The 24146-nt window shown below is 72.9% G+C and carries 2 protein-coding genes; one reads left to right on the top strand and one right to left on the bottom strand.

Annotated features, from left to right (window positions below):
- Nucleotides 1-95 precede the first annotated feature (95 nt).
- Nucleotides 96-13349: an SDR family NAD(P)-dependent oxidoreductase gene (locus tag ACRDSK_RS00390; RefSeq protein ID WP_431437785.1), complete on the top strand. Its 13254-nt coding sequence runs from the start codon at nucleotides 96-98 to the stop codon at nucleotides 13347-13349.
- A 421-nt stretch (nucleotides 13350-13770) separates the two neighbouring features.
- Here the strand turns inward: ACRDSK_RS00390 and ACRDSK_RS00385 are convergent, their stop codons facing one another.
- Entirely contained in the window at nucleotides 13771-24138 is a 10368-nt protein-coding gene (locus tag ACRDSK_RS00385) for an SDR family NAD(P)-dependent oxidoreductase (RefSeq protein WP_431437784.1), read from the bottom strand.
- Nucleotides 24139-24146: the final 8 nt, after the last annotated feature.

Below are 24146 nucleotides of genomic sequence, written 5' to 3'. Positions count from 1 at the left end.
GCCGAGTTACCCGGACGTGGGCAGGCCGGCGAGAGCATGTCCACGACGTTGCCGGTCCGCATCGGTTCATTTGTTCGGACAAGAGGTGCTTACCCATGCCGCATACCGACCTGCTCCGCCCGCTGCCCGAACTCCTTCGGGCCAACGCCAGCCGGCTCGGCCCGCGGGTCGCGTACGCCGACTCCAAGTGCCGGGTGACCCACGCCGAGCTAGCCGACCGTACGGAACGGATCGCCGGGCACCTCGCGGACCTCGGAGTGTGGCCGGCCGACCGCGTCGCGGTCTTCATCGACGGCGTGGTGGCGGTGGAGAGCATCCTGGCGATCGCCAGGGCGGGCGCGATCGCGGTACCGCTCGACCCCGAGCTCGACGACACCGAGCTCGCGAGGCTCGTCGAGGACAGCGGCGCCGACACGGTGATCACCGACGCGGCCCGCGTCGAGCGGGTTGCCCGGCTGGACCCGGCTCCGTTGAACCTCATCGTCAGCGGCGGGCCGGCGGAGATGTCCGCCACCTCGTACGAGCGGCTCGCGACGACGACGCCGGACTCGCCCGCCCGTGACGACCTCGGCCTGGACGACCTCGCGTTCCTGGTCTACACGGCCGGCACGACCGGTCCGCGCAAGGGAGTCCTGTCCACCCAGCGCAACGCGCTGTGGTCGGCGGCCGCGGCGTACGCCCCGATCCTCGGTCTGTCCGCCTCGGACTGGGTGCTGTGGCCGCTGCCCGTGCACGACGGGCTGGCGCACCACCTCTGCGTGCTGGCCGCGACCGCGGTCGGCGCGTCCGTGCGCCTCGCCGGCGACCAACCGCCCGGCGACCTCTGGCAGGTTCTCGCCGAGCATCTCAGCACGGTCGTGGTCGGCACGCCGGAGACGCACCGCGCTCTGCTGGCGACCCCGGCGTCGTCCTATGTGGACAGCGTGCGTTTCGGACTGGTCGTCGGATCGGCAGGCGATTCGGGGCTGCGCAAGTCCTTCGCCCGCACGTTCGACGCGCCGCTGGTGGACGTCTACGCGACCACGGAGACCTGCGGGCCCGTCGCGATGGGCTGGCCGGACGGCCAGGACCGGCGCTGTGTGCCGGTCCCCGGCCTGAGCGTGCGCCTGGTCGACCCGTTGACCGGTACCGACGTGGGTACCGGTCAGGAGGGCGAGGTATGGGTCAGCGGGCCGAACGTGATGGCCGGTGGCTACCACAACCGGCCCGACGCGACGGCCGCGTCGCTGCGCAACGGCTGGTACCGCACCGGCGACCTGGCTCGGCGCGACGAGTCCGGCTATCTCACCGTCACCGGCCGCCTCGCCGACGTCATCGTCGTCGGCGACGAGCGCGTGCGGCCCGAACAGGTCGAGGCCGCGCTGCGCACGGTCGACGGCGTGCTCGACGCCGCGGTCGCCGGACGACCGGACGACGAGCTCGGCGCGGTACCGGTCGCGTTCGTGGTCGCGCCCGGGATCGACCCGGCACCGCTGCTCGCCGCGTGCCGCGAGCGGCTACCCGCCTCGGCGGTCCCCGTCGAGCTCTACGCCGTGTCGAAGGTTCCGCGCACCCCCGCGGGCGTGCTCGCCCGGCACCGGCTGTTCGACACCCCCGCCCGGCTGCTCGGTACGGCGGCCGTGTTCCACGACTCGCTCCACGAGCTCGACTGGGAGCCGACCGCCGCCGCGGGTGATGCGGCGGGCGACTGGGCCCTCGTCGGTGGCACGGAGCTGACCGCCGACCTGACCGCGGCGAGTCGCCATCCCGACCTCGCCGCGCTGCTCGACGACCTGGCAGCGGGTCCGGCGCCGGCCGTCGCGTGCCTCGAACTGGACACCGACGCACTCCCCGACCTGCTGGCGACCTGGCTCGGCGACGATCGGGTCACGACCACCCGTCTGGTCCTGCTGACCCGCGGAGCCGTCCACGCCGGCCGCTACGCGCCGGTCCCCGAGCTCGCGGCCCGGTGGGGCCTCGCTCGCGGGTTCCAGGCGCGGCATCCCGGCCGCATCGTCCTCGTCGACATGGACGAGGTGACCGACGACTCGCTGCGCGCGGCCGTGGCCTGCGGCGCGGACGAGGTGGCCGTTCGGGCGGGTCAGCTGATGCGGCCCCGGTTCCTCCCGGTCCCCGCCGGGCCGGCCGGCCGCAGGCTCGGTGGGGCCGGCACCGTGGTGCTGGCCGCCCGTCCCGACGCCGACCTCGGCCTCGGCGACCACCTGGCCACCGCGCACGAGGTGGCCGACCTGGTGACGATCGACCCGGGCGACGACGCGTCGCTGGCCGAGGTACTCGAGACCGGGCGGGTCACCGCGGTCGTGTGTGCGGGGCCGACACCGGCGCAGGCGCGGGCACTGCACGACATGACGCTCGGCCACGACCTGCCGGTGTTCGTACTGCTGACCTCCGGCCGCGATGCCGAGGCGGCCGGGTTCGCCGACGCGCTCGTTCGGCATCGCCGGGTGGCCGGTGTGTCCGGTGTGTCGGTGAGGTGGGCCCCGGCCGACTTCGCCGAGCTGCCGGTGTCGCGCCGCCTCGCCATGTTCGACGCTGCCGTGGCGAGCGACCGTCCGTGCGTGGTCGCAGCGCTCCCGGCCGAGCCGGACCGGTGGGCGGCGGCGGGCCCCGAGGCCAGGAAGACGCTCGCCGCACTGCGCGATCGGTTGGGCGGGATGCCGGCGGCGGACCGCGGGCGGATCGTGCTGGACCTCGTGCACGCCGAGACGGACGCGGTACTCGCCGACTACGCGCCCGCCACGCTGGATGCCGAGACCCCGTTCCGGCAGCTGGGTTTCGACTCGCTGACAGCCGTGCAGCTGCGCGGCCGGCTGAGTGCCGTGACCGGGCTCGACCTGCCGGCCACGCTGATCTTCGACTACCCGACGCCCGACACCCTGGTCGAGCACCTGCTGAGCGAGCTGGCCGCCGATGGCGCGGAAGCCGCCGCCGAACCGTACGGCCCGGTGCACACCGACGAACCGATCGCGATCGTCGGCATGGGGTGCCGGTATCCCGGCAACGTGAGCTCCCCCGATGAGCTGTGGCGTCTGGTCGTCGACGGCGTGGACGCGGTCTCCGGGTTCCCCACCGACCGCGGCTGGGACCTCTCGGCGCTGTTCGACGGAGCCCCGGACGGCGCGGGCACCTGCAGCGCCCGGGCGGGTGGCTTCCTGCACGACGCCGCCGAGTTCGATGCGGAGTTCTTCGGGATCAGCCCCCGTGAGGCGCTCGCCATGGACCCCCAGCAGCGGCTGCTGCTGGAGACGTCCTGGGAGGCGATCGAGCGGGCGGGCATCGACCCGAGCTCGTTGCGCGGCAGCTCCACGGGAGTGTTCGCCGGCGTGCCGGTGCAGCAGTACGGCCGAAGCGGGCACACCGACGAGGACGGCGTCGAGGGCTTCCTGATCACCGGCATCGCGAGCAGTGTGGCGTCGGGCCGGATCTCCTACGTACTCGGGCTGGAAGGCCCGGCGATGACCGTCGACACCGCGTGCTCGTCGTCCCTGGTCGCCCTCCACCTCGCCGTCCGGGCGCTGCGGTCCGGAGAGTGCTCGCTGGCGCTGGCCGGTGGGGTGACCGTGATGTCCGGACCGGAGACGTTCACCGAGTTCTCCCGGCAGGGCGGCCTGTCCCCGGACGGACGATGCAAGGCGTTCGACGAGTCCGCGGACGGCACGGGCTGGTCCGAGGGCGCGGGCGTACTGGTGGTCGAACGGCTCTCCGACGCGGTGCGCAACGGCCACCCCGTGCACGCCGTCCTGCGCGGCACGGCGATCAACTCCGACGGTGCCTCCAACGGGCTCACGGCCCCCAACGGTCCCTCACAGCAGCGGGTCATCCGCGCGGCCCTCGCCGACGGCGGTGTCTCACCGTCCGATGTGGATGCTGTGGAGGCCCATGGCACCGGCACCATGCTCGGCGACCCGATCGAGGCGCAGGCGCTTCTCGCCACGTACGGCCAGGACCGCCCCGCTCCCCTGCACCTCGGCTCGTTCAAGTCCAACGTCGGCCACACCCAGGCCGCCGCCGGGGTCGGCGGCGTGATCAAGATGGTGCAGGCGTTGCGCAACAGGCTGCTGCCGCGGACGCTGCACGTGTCCGAGCCGACCCGAAAGGTGGACTGGACCGCCGGCGCGATGACCCTGCTGTCCGAGCCGGTCGAGTGGCCAGCCGGTGAGCGGGTGCGCCGCGCGGCCGTCTCCTCCTTCGGGATGAGCGGCACCAACGCGCATGTGATCATCGAGGAACCGCCGGAGCCCGCGGCCGTCGCGGAGCGCGCGGTGGAGCCGCCGGCGGTGCCGTGGGTGCTCTCGGCGCGGACCGAGCCCGCGCTTCGCGAGCAGGCCGCGCGTCTGCGGTCCTTTGTAGAGGATCGGTCCGAGCTGCGCCCGATCGATGTCGCGAGGTCCCTGCTGGACACCCGGACACGCCTCCCCCATCGCGTGGCGGTGACCGGTTCGGATCGTGCCGAGCTGTTGGCGGGTCTGGCGGGGTTCGAGCGGGGCGAGCAGGCGTCGAGTGTGGTCGCCGGTTCGCGGCTTGCCTTGTTGTTCACGGGTCAGGGTGCGCAGCGGTTGGGCATGGGTGGCGTGTTGGCTGCCGTCTTCCCGGTGTTCGCTACCGCTTTCGACGAGGTGTGTGTGGAGCTGGAAAGGCACCTGGACACGCCGTTGCGTGCTGTGCTGGGTACCGAGGAGCTGCACGAGACCGGGTTCACCCAGCCCGCCCTGTTCGCGTTCGAGGTCGCGTTGTTCCGGTTGTTCGAGTCGTGGGGTGTGCGTCCGGACTTCGTGGCGGGGCATTCGATCGGTGAGCTGGCCGCGGCTCATGTGGCGGGGGTGTTCTCACTGGCCGACGCGGCGCGGTTGGTCGCGGCACGGGGCCGGCTGATGCAGGCCCTGCCAGCGGGTGGGGCGATGGTCGCGGTGCAGGCCACCGAGGACGAGATCACCCCGACGCTGTCCGAGGCGGCGGGCGTGGTCGGCATCGCCGCGATCAACAGCCCCGACTCGGTCGTACTGTCCGGGGACGAGGACACGGTGCTGGCCATCGCCGAGCGATGGGCACAGCAGGGTCGCAAGACCAAGCGGCTCACCGTCTCGCATGCGTTCCACTCACCGCTGATGGACCCGATGCTCGACGAGTTCCGCACCATCGCCGAGACCATCACCTACACCGAGCCTCGGATCCCCGTGATCTCCACCGTCACCGGACAGACCGCCGACCGGCTCACCGACCCCGACTACTGGGTGAACCAGGTACGCCAACCCGTCCGCTTCGCCGACACCGTGCGAACCCTCGAGTCGGCAGGCACCACCACCTTTCTCGAAATCGGACCCGACGCCGCACTCACCGCACTCACCGACAGCGACACCGCGACGTTCGTCCCGGCACAGCGTCGAAACCGCGACGAGGCGCGGACCGTCATCGAGGCGGTCGGCCGGCTCGTCGCGTCCGGTGTCACCGTGGACGCCGCCGCGTTCCTCCCCGGCGCCGAGCGGGTCGAGCTGCCGACCTACGCGTTCCAGCGTCGCTCGTACTGGCTGCGCGCACCGGAGAGCGCCGACGTGAGTGCCGCGGGGCTCGCCCCCGCCGAGCACCCACTGCTCGGCGCGAAGCTCGGCGCCGCCGACTCCGACCGGCTGGTGCTGACCGGGCGGCTCTCCCTCTCCGCGCAGCCCTGGCTGGCCGACCACGCCGTACTCGACACGGTCCTGCTGCCGGGCACGGCGTTCGTCGAGCTGGCCGGACGTGCCGCCGAGCACACCGACCACGGCGTGATCGAGGAGCTGACGCTGCAGGCACCGCTGATGCTGACCGGTGAGCGCGCGGTGCACCTGCAGGTGTGGACCGGAGAGCCGGACGAGCACGACCGGCGGTCCGTCGAGATCTACTCGCGTCCCGCCGACGCCGCTCCGGGCGAGGCGTGGACCTGTCATGCCTCCGGTCTGCTGGCCGGCGAACCGGAGGCGACACCCGCGACTGCGGGGCCGGAGTGGCCGCCGCCGGGTGCGGAACCCGTTGCGGTGCCGGACTTCTACGACTGGCTGCTGTCCCGTGGCTTCTCCTACGGCCCCGCGTTCCAGGGCGTGCAGGAGGTGTGGCGGCGAGGTGCGGAGTTGTTCGCGGATGTCTCGCTGCGCGAGGAGGAGCGGGCCGGTGCCGCCCGGTTCGGCATGCACCCGGCGCTGCTCGACTCCGCGATGCACGCGATGGTGCTGCATCTGGACGCCGAGGCTGAGCCTGGCCAGGCCTGGCTGCCGTTCTCGTGGCGTGGCGTGCGGTTGCACCGGTCCGGCGCTGCCGCCCTGCGGGTCCACCTCGTGCCCGACGGCACCAGCGCGGTCCAGGTCAGCGCGTCAGACGAGTCGGGTAACCCCGTGCTCACCGCCGAGTCGGTCGCCGTGCGGCCGGTCTCGACGGCACAGCTCGGCGACACCGGCACACCGGCGGCCGACCTGTACGCCGCGGACTGGGTGCCGGTCCCCGGCACCGGTGGGCCGGAGACCCCACAGTGGACCGCACTGGGCGACGCCGGTCTCGCGGAGCTGGGCGCCAAGATCGACGCCGGTGAGCCGACTCCGGAGATCGTGGTGCTGCGGTCGGAGGCGGGCACGGATTCCGCCGCGGTGCACGCCTCGGTGCACCGGACACTCGCGACGCTCCAGCAATGGCTCGGCGACGAGCGGTTCGAGCAGTCGCGGCTGGCCGTCGTCACACAGGGTGCCGCGACGGGCTCGGATCTGGCCGGAGCGGCGGTGTGGGGTCTCGTTCGCTCCGCACAGACCGAGCACCCGGACCGGTTCCTGCTCGTCGACACCGACGACGCGTCCCGGGACGCACTTCCCGTCGCGCTGGCCGCCGGCGAAGCCCAACTCGCCATCCACGACGGAACCGTCACCGTCCCACGCCTCGCCAAGGCGACTCCCGCGCCGAACGACGAGCGTCTGTTCGACCCGGACGGCACGGTGCTGATCACCGGTGGCACCGGCACTCTCAGTGCGGCGCTCGCCCGCCACCTCGTCACCGAGCACGACGCCCGGCACCTCATCCTGATCTCCCGGCGCGGACCTGATGCGCCGGGTGCGTACGACCTGCACCGTGAGCTCACGGAGCTGGGTGCCCAGGTGGAGATCATGGCCTGCGACGCCACCGACCGGGCCGACCTCGCCGACCTCCTCAGGTCGATCCCGGCCAAGCACCCCCTCGTCGGGATCGTCCACGCGGCCGGCGTGCTCGACGACGGGACGATCGAGTCGCTCGACCAGGAACGGGTCGACGCCGTCCTGGCGGCCAAGGTCGACACCGCGATCAACCTCCACGAGCTGACCGGCGACCTCGAGCTGTTCGTGCTGTTCTCCTCCGTGGCCGGCGTCTTCGGCACCGCCGGGCAGGCCAACTACGCCGCGGCCAACGCCTTCCTCGACGGCTTGGCAACGCACCGCCACGCCACCGGGCGGACCGCGACCGCACTCTCCTGGGGCCTGTGGGCGCAGGACAGCGCCATGACCAGTCACCTGAGCGATGCCGACCTGGCCCGCATCAACCGCAGCGGCATCCTTTCGCACACCGTCCATGAAGGACTCGCACTCTTCGACGCCGCCTGCCGCAGCGGGCGACCACACCTGGTGCCGGTCAAGCTCGACATCGCCGCGCTGCGCACGGCCACGAACCCGCCCGCGCCGCTGCAGGGGCTGACCCGGACTCCGCGCAAGCGCGCCGGCCAGGGCCGGCCGACGTCGAGCACCCTGGCTCGGCAGCTGGCCGGACGCAGCGAGGACGAGCGGCGTCATCACCTGCTCGACATCGTTCGCACCCAGGTCGCCGCGGTGCTCGCCCAGCCCGATCCGGACGCCGTCACCGCGGCCAACGCGTTCCGGCAGCTCGGGTTCGACTCGCTCACGGCCGTCGAGCTGCGCAACCGGCTCAACACCGCCACAGGTCTGCGGCTGCCCGCCACGCTCACCTTCGACTACCCGACGCCGCAGGCGCTCGTCGAGCACCTGCTGACCGAGTTCGCCGAGCGGACCGAGGCGGAGCGGCCGGCCAGGGTCGCCGCGCCGGTACGCGCGGACGAGCCGATCGCGATCGTTGGCATGGCCTGCCGCTATCCGGGCGGCGTCGCCTCGCCCGATGACCTGTGGCGGCTGGTGAACACCGGCGCGAGCGGGATCACCGGCTTCCCGGCCGACCGCGGCTGGAACCTGGACACCCTGTTCGATCCGGACCCCGACACGCCGGGCACGAGCTACGTCAGCAAGGGCGGGTTTCTGCTCGACGCCGCCGAGTTCGACGCCGAGTTCTTCGGGATCAGTCCCCGCGAGGCGCTCGCCATGGATCCGCAGCAGCGGGTGTTCCTCGAAACCTGTTGGGAGGCGCTGGAGCGTGCGGGCCTCGATCCGGGCGCGCTGCGGGGCAGTCCCACCGGTGTGTTCACCGGGCTGATGACCCACGACTACGCGGTCCGGCCCAGCGCGGTGCCGGACGGTGTCGAGGGGTTCTGGGGCACCGGCACCGCCGGCAGCGTCGCATCCGGTCGCGTCGCGTACACGCTCGGCCTCGAGGGCCCCGCCATGACCGTGGACACGGCCTGCTCGTCGTCGCTCGTGGCACTGCACCTCGCCGCACAGGCGCTGCGGTCCGGCGAGTGCTCGCTCGCCCTCGCCGGCGGCGTGACCGTCATGGCCACACCAGGTCTGTACGTCGAGTTCTCCAAGCAGCGCGGCCTCGCCGCCGACGGCCGGTGCAAGGCGTTCTCGGCGTCGGCGGACGGGACGAGCTGGGCCGAGGGCGCGGGCGTGCTCGTCGTGGAGCGGCTCTCGGACGCCGTGCGCAACAACCACTCGGTCCTCGCCGTCGTCCGCGGCACCGCGGTCAACCAGGACGGCGCGTCCAACGGCCTGACCGCGCCCAACGGACCGTCCCAGCAGCGGGTGATCCGGGCCGCGCTGGACAGCTCCGGGTTCACACCGTCCGATGTGGACGCCATCGAGGCGCACGGGACCGGGACGACGCTGGGCGACCCGATCGAGGCGCAGGCCCTGATCGCGACGTACGGGCAGGACCGGGACCGGCCGCTGTGGCTTGGCTCGCTCAAGTCGAACGTCGGCCACACGCAGGCCGCCGCCGGTGTCGGCGGGGTCATCAAGATGGTGCTCGCCATGCGCCACAAGGTGCTGCCGCGGACCCTGCACATCGACGAGCCCAGCCCGAAGGTCGACTGGACCGCGGGCGCCGTCGAACTGCTCACCGAGCCCGTCTCGTGGGAGCCGGGCGGCCACCCACGCCGCGCCGGCGTTTCCTCGTTCGGCGTGAGCGGCACCAACGCACACGTGATCATCGAGGAGCCGCCGGCCCAGCCGTCCGCCGCGGACGTCGAGCGCGAGCCCGCCGCCGCGATGCCGTGGGTGCTGTCGGCCCGCACCGAGCCGGCACTGCGCGACCAGGCTCGCCGGCTGCACGAGTACGTCACCGCGCGCCCGGAGCTGCACCCCGCGGACGTCGGGCTGTCGCTGGCGACCGCGCGCGCCGGCTTCGACCACCGTGCGGCGGTGTGCGGATCGGGGCGCGACGACCTGCTCCGCGGTCTGGCCGCGACTGCGGCCGGCGACGCGTCGCCGGACGTGGTCACCGACCTGGCACGGACCGGCCGGCTTGCCGTCCTGTTCACGGGTCAGGGTGCGCAGCGACTGGCGATGGGTGGCGTGTTGGCTGCCGTCTTCCCGGTGTTCGCCGCCGCGTTCGACGAGGTGTGCGCGGAGCTGGACCAGCACCTGGACACGCCGTTGCGGACCGTCCTGGACACCGAGGAGCTGCACGAGACCGGGTTCACCCAGCCTGCGTTGTTCGCGTTCGAGGTCGCGTTGTTCCGGTTGTTCGAGTCGTGGGGTGTACGGCCGGACTTCGTGGCGGGGCATTCGATCGGTGAGTTGGCCGCGGCTCATGTGGCGGGGGTGTTCTCACTCGCCGATGCCGCCCGCTTGGTCACCGCCCGCGCCCGCCTCATGCAGGCCCTGCCGTCCGGCGGGGCGATGGTCGCCGTCCAGGCGACCGAGGACGAGGTCACGCCGCTGCTGTCCGATGTGGAGGGTGTGTCGGTCGCGGCCGTAAACGGGACCACCTCCGTCGTGCTCTCGGGCGAGGAGATCGCGACCCTGCGGGTGGCCGAGGACTTCGAGCAGCAGGGTCGCAAGACCAAGCGGCTCACCGTGTCCCATGCGTTCCACTCACCGCTGATGGACCCGATGCTCGACGAGTACCGCACCATCGCCGAGGACCTGTCCTACACCGACCCCAGCATCCCCGTCATCTCCACCGTCACCGGACAGACCACCGACCAGCTCACCGACCCCGACTACTGGGTGAACCAGGTCCGCCAACCCGTCCGCTTCGCCGACACCATGCGAACCCTCGAGTCGGCAGGTGTCCAGACGTTCCTCGAAATCGGACCCGACGCCGCACTCACCGCACTCGCCGACAGCGACACCGCGACGTTCGTCCCGGCACAGCGACGAAACCGCGACGAGGCGGCCGCCGTGACCGAGGCGGTGGGCCGGTTGTACGCGCGTGGCGTCCCCCTGGACCTGGCGGGGCTCTTCCCCGGCGCGGGCCGGGTCGACCTGCCGACGTACGCATTCCAGCGCACGCGGTACTGGCTGATCACACCGGACGCGGCGGGCAGCCCGACCGGGCTCGGCCTGCACGCGACGGACCACCCGCTGCTGGGCGCCGCCCTGGGGCTGGCCGACTCCGACCGTGTCGTGCTCACCGGCCGACTGTCCCTCCGGGACCACGGTTGGCTGGCCGACCACGCCGTGCTGGGCACGGTGATCCTGCCCGGCACCGCGTTCGTCGAGTTGGCCCGGCAGGCCGCCGAGCACACCGATCTCGACGTCGTCGACGAGCTGACCCTGCACGCACCCCTGGTGCTCGCGGGCGACGGCGCCGTTCACGTCCAGGTCGAGATCGGCGAACCGGACGACGCGGGCCGGCGACCGCTGCGCGTCCACTCACGCCCCGAGGACGGGGCCGACGTGCCGTGGACGCACCACGCGAGCGGGCTCCTCGCCCCCGACGGCGAGCCGGTGTCTGCCGGCTGGGCCGGCGAATGGCCCCCGCCGGAGGCCACACCCGCTGCCCTGGATGGAATCTACGACCGGATCGCCGATATGGGCGTGGACTACGGCCCGGCGTTCCAGGGCCTCGGCGCGGCGTGGCAGCGGGACGACGTGCTCTACGCGGAGGTCGCGCTGCCGGATGAGGTGTCAACCGACGCGGGTCGGTACGGGCTGCATCCGGCGCTGCTGGACGCGGCACTGCACGCATTGTTCGTGCCTGAGCGAGCCGACGATCAGCTCGTGCTTCCCTTCAGCTGGAACGGTGTTCGCGCCGCGTCGGCGAATGGCGCCACATCGCTGCGGGTTCGGATCACGCCGTCCGGGGCGGACGCGTTCGCGGTCGACCTCGCCGACGGTGCCGGTGCCCCGCTCGCGTCAGTCGCGTCGCTCGTCGCACGACCGGTGACCCCCGAGCAGCTCGACGTCGGGCGCGGCCCGGACTCGCTGTACCGCGTGGAGTGGGTCCCGTTCGCGGCCGCATCCGGCACCAGTGAGCGCTGGGCGATGCTGGGCGGAGACGGTTCCGGCCACCTGGGCGCGGCGTCCTATCCGGACCTCGCGAACCTCACCGCAGCGATGGACGCCGGTGAGCCCGCGCCGGCCGTCGGAGTACTGGACGCGGCCGGGGCCGAACCGCGGGCGTTGGTCCGCGACGTCCTGGCCGTGGTCCAGCGCTGGCTGTCCGACGACCGGCTCGGCGCGACACCGCTGGTGGTCGTCACGCATGGCGCCACCACGGGCGCCGACCTCGCCGGTGCCGCGGTGTGGGGCCTGCTCCGCACCGCCCAGACCGAGCACCCCGACCGGTTCGTGCTCGTCGACCTCGACGGCGGCGAGCAGTCCTGGCAAGCACTTCCGGGTGCGCTGGCCACGGGCGAGCCGCAGGTGGCCATCCGCGACGGCGACCTGACCGCGCCCCGCCTCGTCAAGGCGGGCGCCGCGCCGGACGACGAGCGTCTGTTCGACCCGGACGGCACGATCCTGATCACCGGCGGCACCGGCACGCTGAGCGCCGCGCTCGCCCGCCATCTGGTCACCGAACACGGCGCCCGGCACCTCGTCCTCACCTCCCGCCGGGGTCCGGACGCGCCCGGGGCGGGCACCCTCCGCGAGGACCTGACCGAGCTCGGCGCCCGGGTCGAGATCAGGGCCTGCGACGTCGCGGACCGGGCCGGCCTCGCCGACCTCCTCACGACGATCCCGGCCGAGCACCCGCTCGTCGGCGTCGTCCACGCTGCCGGCGTGCTCGACGACGGCACGATCGAGTCGCTCGACGAGCAACGGCTGGACTCGGTACTGCGCCCCAAGATCGACGCGGCGCTGAACCTCCACGAGCTGACCGGCGAACTCGAGCTGTTCGTGCTGTTCTCGTCGGCGACGGGCATCCTCGGCACGGCGGGGCAGGCGAACTACGCCGCGGCCAACACCGCGCTCGACGCCCTCGCCGTGCGGCGACACCGCGACGGGCAGGCCGCGACCGCCCTGTCGTGGGGCCTGTGGGCCCAGGACAGTGCCATGACGGGCCATCTGAGCGAGGCCGACCTGGCGCGCATCAACCGTGGCGGCGTGCTCGCCCACACGGTCGAGGAGGGGCTCGCGCTCTTCGACGCCGCGTGCCGGGCGGAGGAGCCACACCTGGTGCCGATCAAGCTCGACCCGGCCGCGTTGCGAACGGCCACCAACGCTCCCCCGCCGCTGCGGGGCTTCGTCCGGAACCGCCGCGCAGCCCGGCCCGAGGTCGTCGACATCGCGAGCCAACTGGCCGGGCGCTCCCCGGACGAGCAGCGCGAGCTGCTGCGGAACCTGGTGCGGTCCAGCGTGGCCACGGTGCTCGCCCACACCTCGCCGGAGACCATCCCGGCGGAGCAGGCGTTCAAGCAGCTCGGCTTCGACTCGCTGACCGCCGTGGAGCTGCGCAACCGGCTCAACACGGCGACCGGTCTGCGGCTGCCCGCCACGCTCACGTTCGACCACCCGACACCTGAGGCGCTGGTGGATCATCTCCTCGCCGAGCTCGGCGGCGGCCGCGCGAAGGCGCGGGCGTTGGTGGACGGGATCGCCGCGCTGGAGGCCACCCTGGACGTGGTCGACGCGGGCGAGGTCGGGGACACCGACGTGGCGGCCGCGCTGCAACGGCTGGTCGTCAGGTGGCGCGACAAGTCCGCCGAGGCCGACGCGGACGCGGACCTGACCGGCGCCACCGCCGACGACCTGTTCGACATCCTCGACAACGAGCTCGACGTCGCCTGAGAGAACCCGCCTGAGAACTAACGCTTCGGGGTGGCGGGGAAGGCGTTCGTCGTCGCGGGTGTTGCTGCGGGCGCGGGTGATCCAGGCGAGGGTGCGTTCGACGACCCGTCGGCGAGGTGGAGGGACGGTGTGCCGTTGGTGTCCGGCGACCCCGAATGCCGGCGTCGTAGCCTCGGGTGGCGCGGCTGACGGTCTCCGCGGCCCGCACCGACTGGGCGTGGATCGATCCCACGCTCGGCTGTGGGTAGCCGCCCGCACGGTGCGGAGTTGGTCGCGAAGCCGGTCATGCAGGCAGGCAACCATTTCGGTCCGCTGCCAGCGGGTGAAGAACCCGTGCACCGTATGCCAGGGCGGGAAGTCCACCTCACAGCAGAGGCCCGACCGATCACATCGGTCGGGCCTCTCGGTCTGTCTCGGACTGTCAGCGTGCGGTACCGCCGTTGTCGGCCAGCGCCATGTTGATCAGCGCGTCGGCGTCCATCTCGTCGATGGCCTCGCCTTCGTCACCGCGTGCCTCGTCGGGCACCGGCTGGTCCGCGCCGAGCGCCAGGATCCGGTCGAGCAGGCCGGCATCGCGCAGCCGATCGACGGGGACGCCGAGCAGCAGCCGACGGACGTCGTCGTCGGTCTCCTCGCTAGTCGCGGCGGTGTCCGGAACGAGCCGCGCGCACACCACGTCGGCGACGGCCTGTGCGTTGGGGTGGTCGAAGGTGAGCGTGGCGGGCAGCCGCAGACCGGTCGCCGAGTTGAGCTGGTTGCGCAGCTCCAGCGCGGCCAGCGAGTCGAAGCCCAGCTCGGTGAACGCCCGGCCAGACTCCACCGCATCCGGAGAGGCGTGGCCGAGCACCGTGGCGGTGGTGGCGCGAACCAGCTCCAGCACCGCCTCCCGGCGGTCACCTTCGGACAGTCCGGCAAGACGCTGCACCAGCTGACCGGCATCGCCGGAGGCGGCCGCGGCCCGGCGGGCCCGACCACGGACCAGACCGCGATAGACAGCGGGAAGCTCGCCCACCGCGCTCAACGCGGCAAGGTCGAGTCCACTCGGGACGAGCACCGGTCCGGCGAGGCCGGTCGCGGTGTCGAAGAGCGCAAGTCCCTGCTCGGCGGTGAGCGGCCGGACTCCCGAGCGGCTCAGCCGCTGCCGCTCGGCCGCGGTCAGCTCGCCGGACATGCCGTCGCCGGCGCTCTCCCACAGGCCCCAGGCCAGCGACTGTGCCGCCAGCCCCTGCCCGCGCCGGTGCACCGCCAGTGCGTCCAGGAACGCGTTCGCAGCCGAGTAGCTCGCCTGTCCCGCGTTGCCGGCCACACCGGCAGCCGACGAGAACAGCACGAACGCCGACAGGTCCATCCCGGCGGTCAGCTCGTGCAGGTGCCACGCCGCGTCCACCTTCGGCCGCAACACCGCGTCGACCCGCTCCGCGGTCAAGGACCCGACGAGTCCGTCGTCGACCACACCCGCGGCGTGCACCACACCGGACAGTGGTCGGCTCGACAGCACGGCCGCCAACGACTCACGATCGGCGACGTCACAGGCGGCCCATTCGACGGCGGCGCCGAGGTCGGACAACTCCGCAGTCAACTGTTCGGCACCCGGAGCCTCCGAGCCACGGCGGCTCGCCAGCACCAGGTCGCGCACCCCGCGTTCGGCCACCAGATGCCGGGCGACCAGCCGCCCCAACGCACCCGACGCACCGGTCACCAGGACAGCGCCGTCCGGGCCGAACCGGGCCGACGGCTCCTCCGGCTCGCCGGTTGGCACGCGCGCCAAGCGGGCCCCGTGCGCGACACCGTCCCGCACGACGACCTGTGGTTCCCCGTCGGCCAGCACACGCGCGACATCCTCGGCATCGTCCACGTCTGCCAGCACGATCCGCCCCGGCTGCTCGGCCTGCACGGATCGCACCAGCCCCCATACCGAAGCCCCCGCGAGGTCCGTGACGTCCTCGCCGGACAGCGCGACCGCCCCCGCGGTCGCGACGACCAGAGTCGAGGAGGCGAACCGCTCGTCGGCCAACCACGACGTCACCGCGTCCAGCACCCGGTGCACCTCGGCTCGCGCCGCGTCGGCGTCAGCACCTGGCTCGCTCCGCAGCACGACCACCTCGGGCGGTTCTTCGTCACCCAGCTCCGTCCAGTCCACAGAGGACCGGTGGGCGGGGCCGGTCGCGACGGGAACCCATTCCAGGCTGAACAACGAGTCGTGGAAGCTGTTGTCAGGCACGGTCAGCTGTTCGGCGGAGACCGGGCGGGACGTCAGCGACTCGACCGACAGCACCGGCCGCCCGGACGGGTCGAAGGCGGTGAGTGACACGCTGTCCGGGCCGGTCGAGGTGAGTCGCAGCCGAATCGACGACGCGGCCGCCGCGTGCAGCCGCACGCCGGACCACGCGAACGGCAGCAGCATGGGGCCATCGCTATCGGTGGCCAGGAGCGCGGCGTGCAGGCCGGCGTCGAGCAGGGCCGGGTGCAGCTCGAACCGCTCCGCATCGGCATGGGCGTGCTCCGGGAGCACCACCTCGGCAAACAGCTCGTCGTCCCGGCGCCATGCGGCCCGCAGCCCCTGGAACGTCGGCCCGTAGTCGTAGCCGCGCCCACCCAGCAGGTCGTAGGCGCCGTCGGTGGCGATCGAAGTCGCGCCCGACGGTGGCCAGTCGATCGGCGCCGGAGCCTCGCCGGGCACGTCGGTGACGATCCCGTCCGCGTGCAACGTCCACGCGAACTCGTCCGGTGTGTTCTCGGCCCTGGAGTAGACGCGTACCGGGCGGCCCGCGCCGGAGTCGCCGCCGACGACGACCTGAACGGCGATGCCGCCGGTTCGCGGCAGGGTCATCGGTGCGTGCAGGGTCAGCTCGTCGAGCGTCTCGCAGCCGACCTCGCCGCCGGCCCGGAGCGCGAGCTCGACGAGTGCGGTTCCCGGCACGAGCGTGGTCGTGAGGATCTCGTGGTCGGCGAGCCAGGGATGGGTGTCGAGGGACAGGCGGCCGGTGAGGAGCAGGCCGTCGGAGTCCGGCAACGCCACGACCGCACCGAGGAGCGGATGGCCGGCGCCGCCCTGCCCGAGCCCGGCCGGGTCGCCTGCCACACCCGTGCTGTCGAGCCAGAACCGCTTGCGCTGGAAGGCATAGGTCGGGAGGTCGACGCGAGAGGCGCCAATGAAGAAGGTGGCCCAGTCGACGCCTATGCCGCGAGCGTGCAGACGGCCGAGCGCCTCGACGGCGGTGGCGATCTCGTCCCGGCCGGCGCGGCTGCCACCGATGAACGCCACGTCGGCGGTGTCCACGGCCTGCTGGCCCATGGCCGTGAGGACCGTGTCGGGACCGATTTCGAGGAACGTCTGGACACCTGCCGAATCGAGGGTTCGCATGGTGTTGAGGAAGCGGACGGGTTGGCGTACCTGGTTGACCCAGTAGTCGGGGTCGGTGAGCTGGTCGGCGGTCTGTCCGGTGACGGTGGAGATGACGGGGATGCGGGGGTCGGTGTAGGACACCTCGTCGGCGATGGTGCGGTACTCGTCGAGCATGGGGTCCATCAGCGGTGAGTGGAACGCATGGGACACGCTGAGCCGCTTGGACTTGCGGCCGCGGTGTTCGAGTTCGGCGGCGATGTGCAGCGTGGCTGTTTCTTCGCCGGAGAGCACGACCGAGTCCGGGCTGTTGACTGCCGCGATCGACACGATCCCGTCGGTGCCGGACAGCGTCGGGGTGATCTCGTCCTCGGTGGCCTGTACCGCGATCATCGCTCCGCCGGCGGGCAGGGCTTGCATCAGCCGGCCGCGTGCCGCGACCAGGCGTGCGGCGTCGGTCAAAGAGAAGACGCCGGCGATGTGGGCGGCGGCCAGCTCGCCGATCGAATGCCCGGCCACGAAGTCCGGTTGTACACCCCACGACTCGAACAACCGGAACAACGCGACCTCGAACGCGAACAACGCCGGCTGGGTGAACCCGGTGTGGTGCAACGCGTCGGTGTCCAGCACCGACCCCAACGGCCTGTCCAGGTGCCGATCCAGCTCCGCACACACCTCGCCAAAGGCGGTAGCGAACACCGGGAACCCAGCGGCCAGCTCGGCGCCCATACCCAACCGCTGCGCACCCTGACCCGTGAACAACAAGGCAAGCCGCGAACCCGCGCCGGTCGACGCGCGCTCACCCCGCTCCAACTCCCCCAAACCCGCCAGCAACTCGGCACGATCGGAGCCCACGACGACCGCACGCCGCTCGAGGCGGCCACGCATCGTCGCCAAGGTGTGGCCGATGTCCGCCGGCCGCAGCTCGGGCCGCTCGGACACGTGCGCCCGCAGCCGGCCGGCGACGGCCCGCAGTGCCTCGTCGGTCCGGGCCGACAGCACCCACGGCACCACCGGCGGCACCGCAGGCTCGGAGGCCTCCGCGGCGGGCGCGGGTGCCGGCGGCTCCTCGATGATCACGTGCGCGTTGGTGCCGCTGATCCCGAACGAGGACACGCCCGCTCGGCGCGGGCGGCCGTTCGCCTCCCACGAGACGGGCTCGGTGAGCAGCTCGACAGAACCGTCCGACCACTCCACCTTCGGGCTCGGCTCGTCCACGTGCAGGGTCTTCGGCAGCACACCGTGGCGCATCGCGAGAACCATCTTCAGCACACCCGCCGCCCCGGCGGCCGCCTGCGTGTGCCCGACGTTCGACTTGAGCGAGCCCAGCCACAGCGGCCGTTCCCGGTTCTGACCGTAGGTGGCGATCAGGGCCTGCGCCTCGATCGGGTCACCCAGCGTCGTGCCCGTGCCGTGCGCCTCGATGGCGTCCACATCGGACGGAGTGAGACCGGCGTCCGCCAGCGCTTGGCGAATCACCCGCTGCTGGGCCGGGCCGTTGGGCGCGGTCAGCCCGTTGGACGCACCGTCCTGGTTCACCGCCGACCCTCGCACCACCGCGAGCACCGGGTGCCCGTTGCGCTCCGCGTCGGACAGTCGCTCGACCACGAGCATGCCGACGCCCTCCGAGAAGCCGACGCCATCCGCCGAGCCGGCGAACGACTTGCACCGGCCATCCGGCGCGAGACCGCGCTGCTGGCTGAAGCCGACGTAGGTCTCGGGCGTGGCCATCACGGTGACGCCGCCGGCCAGCGCCAGCGAGCAGTCCCCGTCGCGCAGCGCCCGCATCGCGAGGTGCAGCGCCACCAGCGACGACGAGCACGCCGTGTCCACGGTCAGCGTCGGTCCTTCGAGGCCGAGGGTGTACGCGACCCGGCCGGAGGCGACGGCGCCGGTGCTGCTGTTGCCGCTGTAGTCGTGGTACATCATCCCGGCGAACACACCAGTAGGGCTGCCCCGCAGCGCGGCGGGATCCAGCCCGGCGTGCTCGATCGCCTCCCAGGACGTCTCGAGCAGCAGCCGCTGCTGCGGATCCATCGACAACGCCTCACGCGGCGAGATCCCGAAGAACTCGGCGTCGAAGTCCGCCGCGTCGTGCAGGAAGCCGCCCTGACGCGTGTAGGACTTGCCGGGCCTGCCCGGCTCCGGGTCGTACAGGTCCTCGATCCGCCACCCGCGGTCGGCGGGGAACTCCGAGATCGCGTCGTGCCCGCCGGCCACCAGCGACCACAGGTCCTCGGGGGTGTGTACCCCGCCTGGGAACCTGCACGACATGCCGACGATGGCGATCGGCTCGTCGTCGCGAACCTTGACCGAGACCGCCTGCTCGGTGACGGTACCGGCGAACGTCTCGGCCAGATGTCCGGCGATGGCGGTCGCGCTCGGATGATCGAACGTCAGGGTGGCCGGCAGTCGCATGCCGGTCGCCGCGTTGAGCTGGTTGCGCAACTCCAGCGACGCCAGCGAGTCGAAGCCCAGCTCGGTGAAGGCCCGGTCGGGCTCCACCGAGTCCGGCGAGGCGTGCCCGAGCACCGCGGCCACGTGAGTGCGCACCAGATCGAGCAGCGTGTCGGCACGGTCCTGTTCGGACATTCCGGCGAGACGCTGCGCCAGCTGCCCGCTGTCGCCGGCCGCGGCGGCGGACCGCCGGGTCCGGCCTCGCACCAACCCGCGGTAGAGGGCGGGAAGGTCGGCGACCGCGGTCAGCGCGGTGAGGTCCAGTCCCATCGGAACGAGGACGGGATCAGTGAGTCCCGTGGCGGTGTCGAGCAGTTCGAGACCCTGCTTGGTGGTGAGCGGGCGTACGCCGGCGCGACCGAGCCGCTGCCGTTCCGCCGCGCTCAGGTCACCGGACATGCCGCCGTCGCCGTCCCACAGCCCCCAGGCGAGCGACTGCGCCACCGCACCGCTCGCCCGGCGGTGGGTCGCGAGCGCGTCGAGGAACGCGTTGGCCGCCGAGTAGCTGGCCTGCCCCGCGTTGCCCGAGATCCCGGCGGCCGACGAGAACAGCACGAACGCGGAAAGGTCCATTCCGGCGGTCAGCTCGTGCAGGTGCCAGGCCGCGTCCACCTTCGGCCGCAGCACGGCATCCACCCGCTCCGGTGTCAACGACCCGACGAGCCCGTCGTCCACGACACCGGCGGCGTGCACCACGCCCGAGAGAGACCGCCCGTCCAGCAGCGCCGCGAGCGAGTCCCGGTCCGCCACGTCGCAGGCCACCCACTCCACCACGGCATCCAGGTCCGACAGCTCCGCGGCGAGCGCCTCGGCGCCCGGTGCGGCCGACCCGCGGCGGCTCACCAGCACCAGGTCTCGCACTCCTCGCTCGGCCACCAGGTGCCGCGCGACCGAGTGCCCCAGTGCCCCCGAGGCACCGGTCAGCAGCACCGGACCCGGCTCGAACCCGGCCGCCCGCTCGTCCGGCTGGACCGGAACCCGTGCCAGGCGCGGCGCGTGCGCCACCCCTGCGCGCACGGCCACCTGCGGCTCTCCGTCGACCAGAGCCCTCCCGACGTTCTCGGGATCATCCACATCGGCCAGCACGACCCGGCCCGGCTGCTCGGCCTGAACCGACCGCACCATGCCCCAGACCGCGGCGCCGGCGAGGTCGGTGACGTCTTCGCCGGGCAGGGCGACCGCGCCGCTGGTCGCGACGACGAGTGTCGACGCGGTGAACCGCTCGTCGGCCAACCAGGACCGCAGTGCGTCCAGCACCCGGTGCACCTCGGCTCGAGCCGTCGCGGCGTCGCCGCCGGCGATGCCGCGCAGCACGACGGCGTCGGGCACGTCGCCGTCCGCGTCCAGATCGTCCCAAGTAGACAGCGAGGTTGACATCGGCTCCGCGCCGAGCGGCGTCCATTCGAGGCGGTACAACGAGTCGTGGAAAGCCGCGCGGAGCTGGTCGGCTGTCATCGGCCGGGTTTCCAGGGTGCCGACCGACAGCACCGGCGCACCCGTGACGTCCGTCGCGACGATCGACCAGCCGCCGCCGTCGGCGGGTGCGATGCGCACGCGCAGCGCGGTCGCGGAGGTCGCGTGCAGGCGCACGTCCCGCCACGAGAACGGGAGCTCCGGGGCATCGTCCTCCGCGGTGCCCGCGAGCAGGGGCGCGTGCAGCGCCGCGTCCAGGAGCGCCGGATGCAGCCCGAACCGTTCCGCGTCGGCCTGCTCGGGCAGGGCGACCTCGGCGAACAGCTCCTCGCCGCGCCGCCACACGGCGGTCACACGGCGGAAGCCCGGCCCGTACTCGTAGCCCTGGTCGGCGAGCCTGTCGTAGCCGCCGGTCAGCTCGACGGGCCGGGCGTCGCCGGGCGGCCATTCGGCTAGGCGATCCGGCGCACCGACGGGGCCCGGAGTGACCAGCCCGGTCGCGTGCGGCGTCCACGTCAGGTCGTCCGCGCCTTCCGGTCGCGAGTGGATGGACAGCTCGCGGCGGCCCTCGGCGTCCGGCTCGCCGGCTCGAACGCGGAGCTGCACGCCGCCGTCCGCCGGCAGGACGAGCGGGGCCACCATGGTCAGGTCCTCGATGCTCGCGGCGCCGACGGCGTCGGCCGCGTACATGCCGAGCTCGACCATGGCCGCACCGGGCAGGAGCACGTTGCCGGACACGACATGGTCGGCGAGCCACGGCTGGGTTCCGGTCGAGAGGCGGCCGGAGAACACGACGCCGTCGAAGTCCGGCATCGCCACGGACGCTCCGAGCAGCGGATGCTCCGTGTCGGCGAGCCCGAGGCGAGTCGCGCTCCCGGCCACGCCGGCCGTCTCGGCCCAGTAGCGCCGATGCTGGAAGGCATAGGTCGGCAGGTCGACGCGGGCGGCGCCGGAGAAGTAGCCGGGCCAGTCGATGTCCACACCGCGGGTGTGCAGCCGGCCGAGCGCCTCGACCACGGTCTCGGGCTCGACGCGGTCCTTGCGCAGCGTGGGAACGAGCTCGATGCCCTCGGCGTCGGCGAAGCAGTCCCGTCCCATCGCGGTGAGCACCGCGTCCGGGCCGATCTCGACGAAGGTGGCCACCCCGGCCTCGGCGGCGGCGTGCAGCGCGTCGGCGAACCGGACCGCCTGCCGGACCTGTGCGACCCAGTACTCCGGGTCGCACAGGTCGGCCGCGGACGCGAGCCGGCCCGTCACGGTGGACACGACCGGGATCCGCGGCACCGCGTAGGAGATGTCGGCGGCGACCGCGCGGAACTCGGGCAGCATCGGCTCCATCAGCGGTGAGTGGAACGCGTGCGACACCGTGAGCCGCTTGGTCCTGCGACCTTGCTCGCCCCAGTGCTCGGCGGCCGTCAGGACCGCGTCCTCGGCTCCGGACAGCACCACGGAGGCGGGCCCGTTGATCGCGGCGACACCCACCCCGTCGGGCAGGTGCGGGAGGATCTCCTCCTCGGTCGCCCCGATGGCGACCATCGCGCCGCCGGCGGGCAACGCCTGCATCAGCCGCGCGCGGGCGGCGACCAGCCGCGCGGCGTCCGGGAGGGAGAACACTCCCGCCACGTGGGCGGCGGCCAGCTCACCGATCGAGTGCCCCGCCACGAAGTCCGGCTGCACACCCCACGATTCGAGCAGTCGGTACAGGGCGACCTCGAAGGCGAACAACGCCGGCTGGGTGTGGCCGGTCTGGTGCAGCTCGTCGCTGTCGAGCACCTCGCGCACGGGACCGTCCAGGTGCGTGTCCAGCTCGGCGCACACGTCGTCGAAGGTCCGCGAGAACACCGGGAACGCCGCGCACAACGCGGCACCCATGCCCAGCCGCTGTGCGCCCTGCCCGGAGAACAGCGCCGCGGTGGCGCCCGCGCCTTCGGCGTGGCCCAGCGCCACACCCGGCGCGGACTCTCCGCCGGCGAGCGCGGTCAGCCCGCGAACCAGCTCGTCGTGGCCTTCGCCGGTCACCACCGCGCGACGCTCGAACAACGTGCGGGTCGTCGCGAGGGACAGCCCCACGTCCGCCGGGCGCGGCTCCGGCTGCTGTTCCACAAAGGACTTCAAGCGGGCGGCCTGCGCCCGCACCGCGTCCTCGGTCCGCCCGGACAGCACCCATGGCACGATCGAGGACGGCGACGCCTCGGTGCGGTCGGCGTCGGCGTCGGTCGTCTCCCCCGGCTCCTCGATCACGACGTGTGCGTTGGTGCCGCTGATCCCGAACGACGACACGGCCGCACGGCGCGGACGTTCGGTGACCGGCCAACGCGCGTCCTCGGTCAGCAGCCGCACCTCCCCCGCCGTCCAGTCCACCTTCGGGCTCGGCTCGTCGACGTGCAGGGTCCGTGGCAGCACTCCGTGCCGCATCGCCATGATCATCTTGATGACGCCCGCCACGCCGGCGGCGGCCTGGGTGTGCCCGAGGTTCGACTTGACCGAGCCCAGCCACAGCGGCTTGCCGGCCGGGCGTCCCTGCCCGTACGTGGCGAGCAGCGCCTGTGCCTCGATCGGGTCGCCCAGCGTGGTCCCGGTGCCGTGCGCCTCCACGGCGTCCACATCGGACGCCGTGAGCCCGGCACTGGACAGCGCCGCGCGGATCACCCGCTGCTGCGACGGCCCGTTGGGCGCGGTGAGCCCGTTCGACGCGCCGTCCTGGTTCACCGCCGATCCTCGCACCACCGCGAGCACCGGGTGTCCGTTGCGCCGCGCGTCGGACAGTCGCTCGACCACGAGCATGCCGACGCCCTCGGACCAGCCGACGCCGTCGGCGGCTCCGGCGAACGACTTGCACCGGCCGTCGGGTGCGAGGCCGCGCTGGCGGGAGAACTCGACGAACGTCTCCGGCGTGGCCATGACCGTGACACCGCCGGCGAGCGCCAGCGAGCACTCCCCGGTACGCAGCGCCCGCATCGCCAGGTGCAGCGACACCAGGGACGACGAGCATGCGGTGTCCACCGTCACCGCCGGCCCTTCGAGACCGAGCGTGTACGAGACGCGGCCGGAGGCGATCGCGCCCGTGCTGCTGTTGCCCGTGTAGTCGTGGTACATCATCCCGGCGAACACGCCGGTCGCGCTGCCCCGCAGCTCCGCCGGCAGCAGCCCGGTGCTCTCCAGCGCCTGCCACGACGCCTCCAGGAGCAACCGCTGCTGCGGGTCCATCGACACCGCCTCGCGCGGGCTGATCCCGAAGAACTCGGCGTCGAACTCCGCCGCCTCGTGGAGGAAGCCGCCCTCGCGCGTGTACGACCTGCCGGGCACACCCGGCTCCGGGTCGTACAGTGACGCGAGGTCCCAGCCGCGGTCGGCCGGGAACCCGGTGACCGCGTCTCGGGCGCCGGACACCAGCGACCACAGGTCATCCGGCGTCCGCACCCCACCCGGGAACCGGCACGACATGCCGACGATCGCGACCGGCTCGTTCTCCGCGTCCTCCAGGTCCCGAAGCCGGCGTCGGGTGTCGCGGAGCTCCGATGTCGTCCGCTTGAGGTAGTCGAGCAGCTTTTCCTCGTTGTTCGGCATCGGTGTCACTCCACGAG

The organism is Actinophytocola sp., assembly GCF_050699915.1.
Taxonomy (GTDB): Bacteria; Actinomycetota; Actinomycetes; order Mycobacteriales; family Pseudonocardiaceae; genus Actinophytocola.
This window is presented reverse-complemented; position numbering and strand designations above follow the sequence as displayed.

Excerpts from the sequence above, each read along its gene's own strand:
- ACRDSK_RS00390 (WP_431437785.1), top strand. The coding sequence starts at position 96 with ATGCCGCATACCGACCTGCTCCGCCCGCTGCCCGAACTCCTTCGGGCC.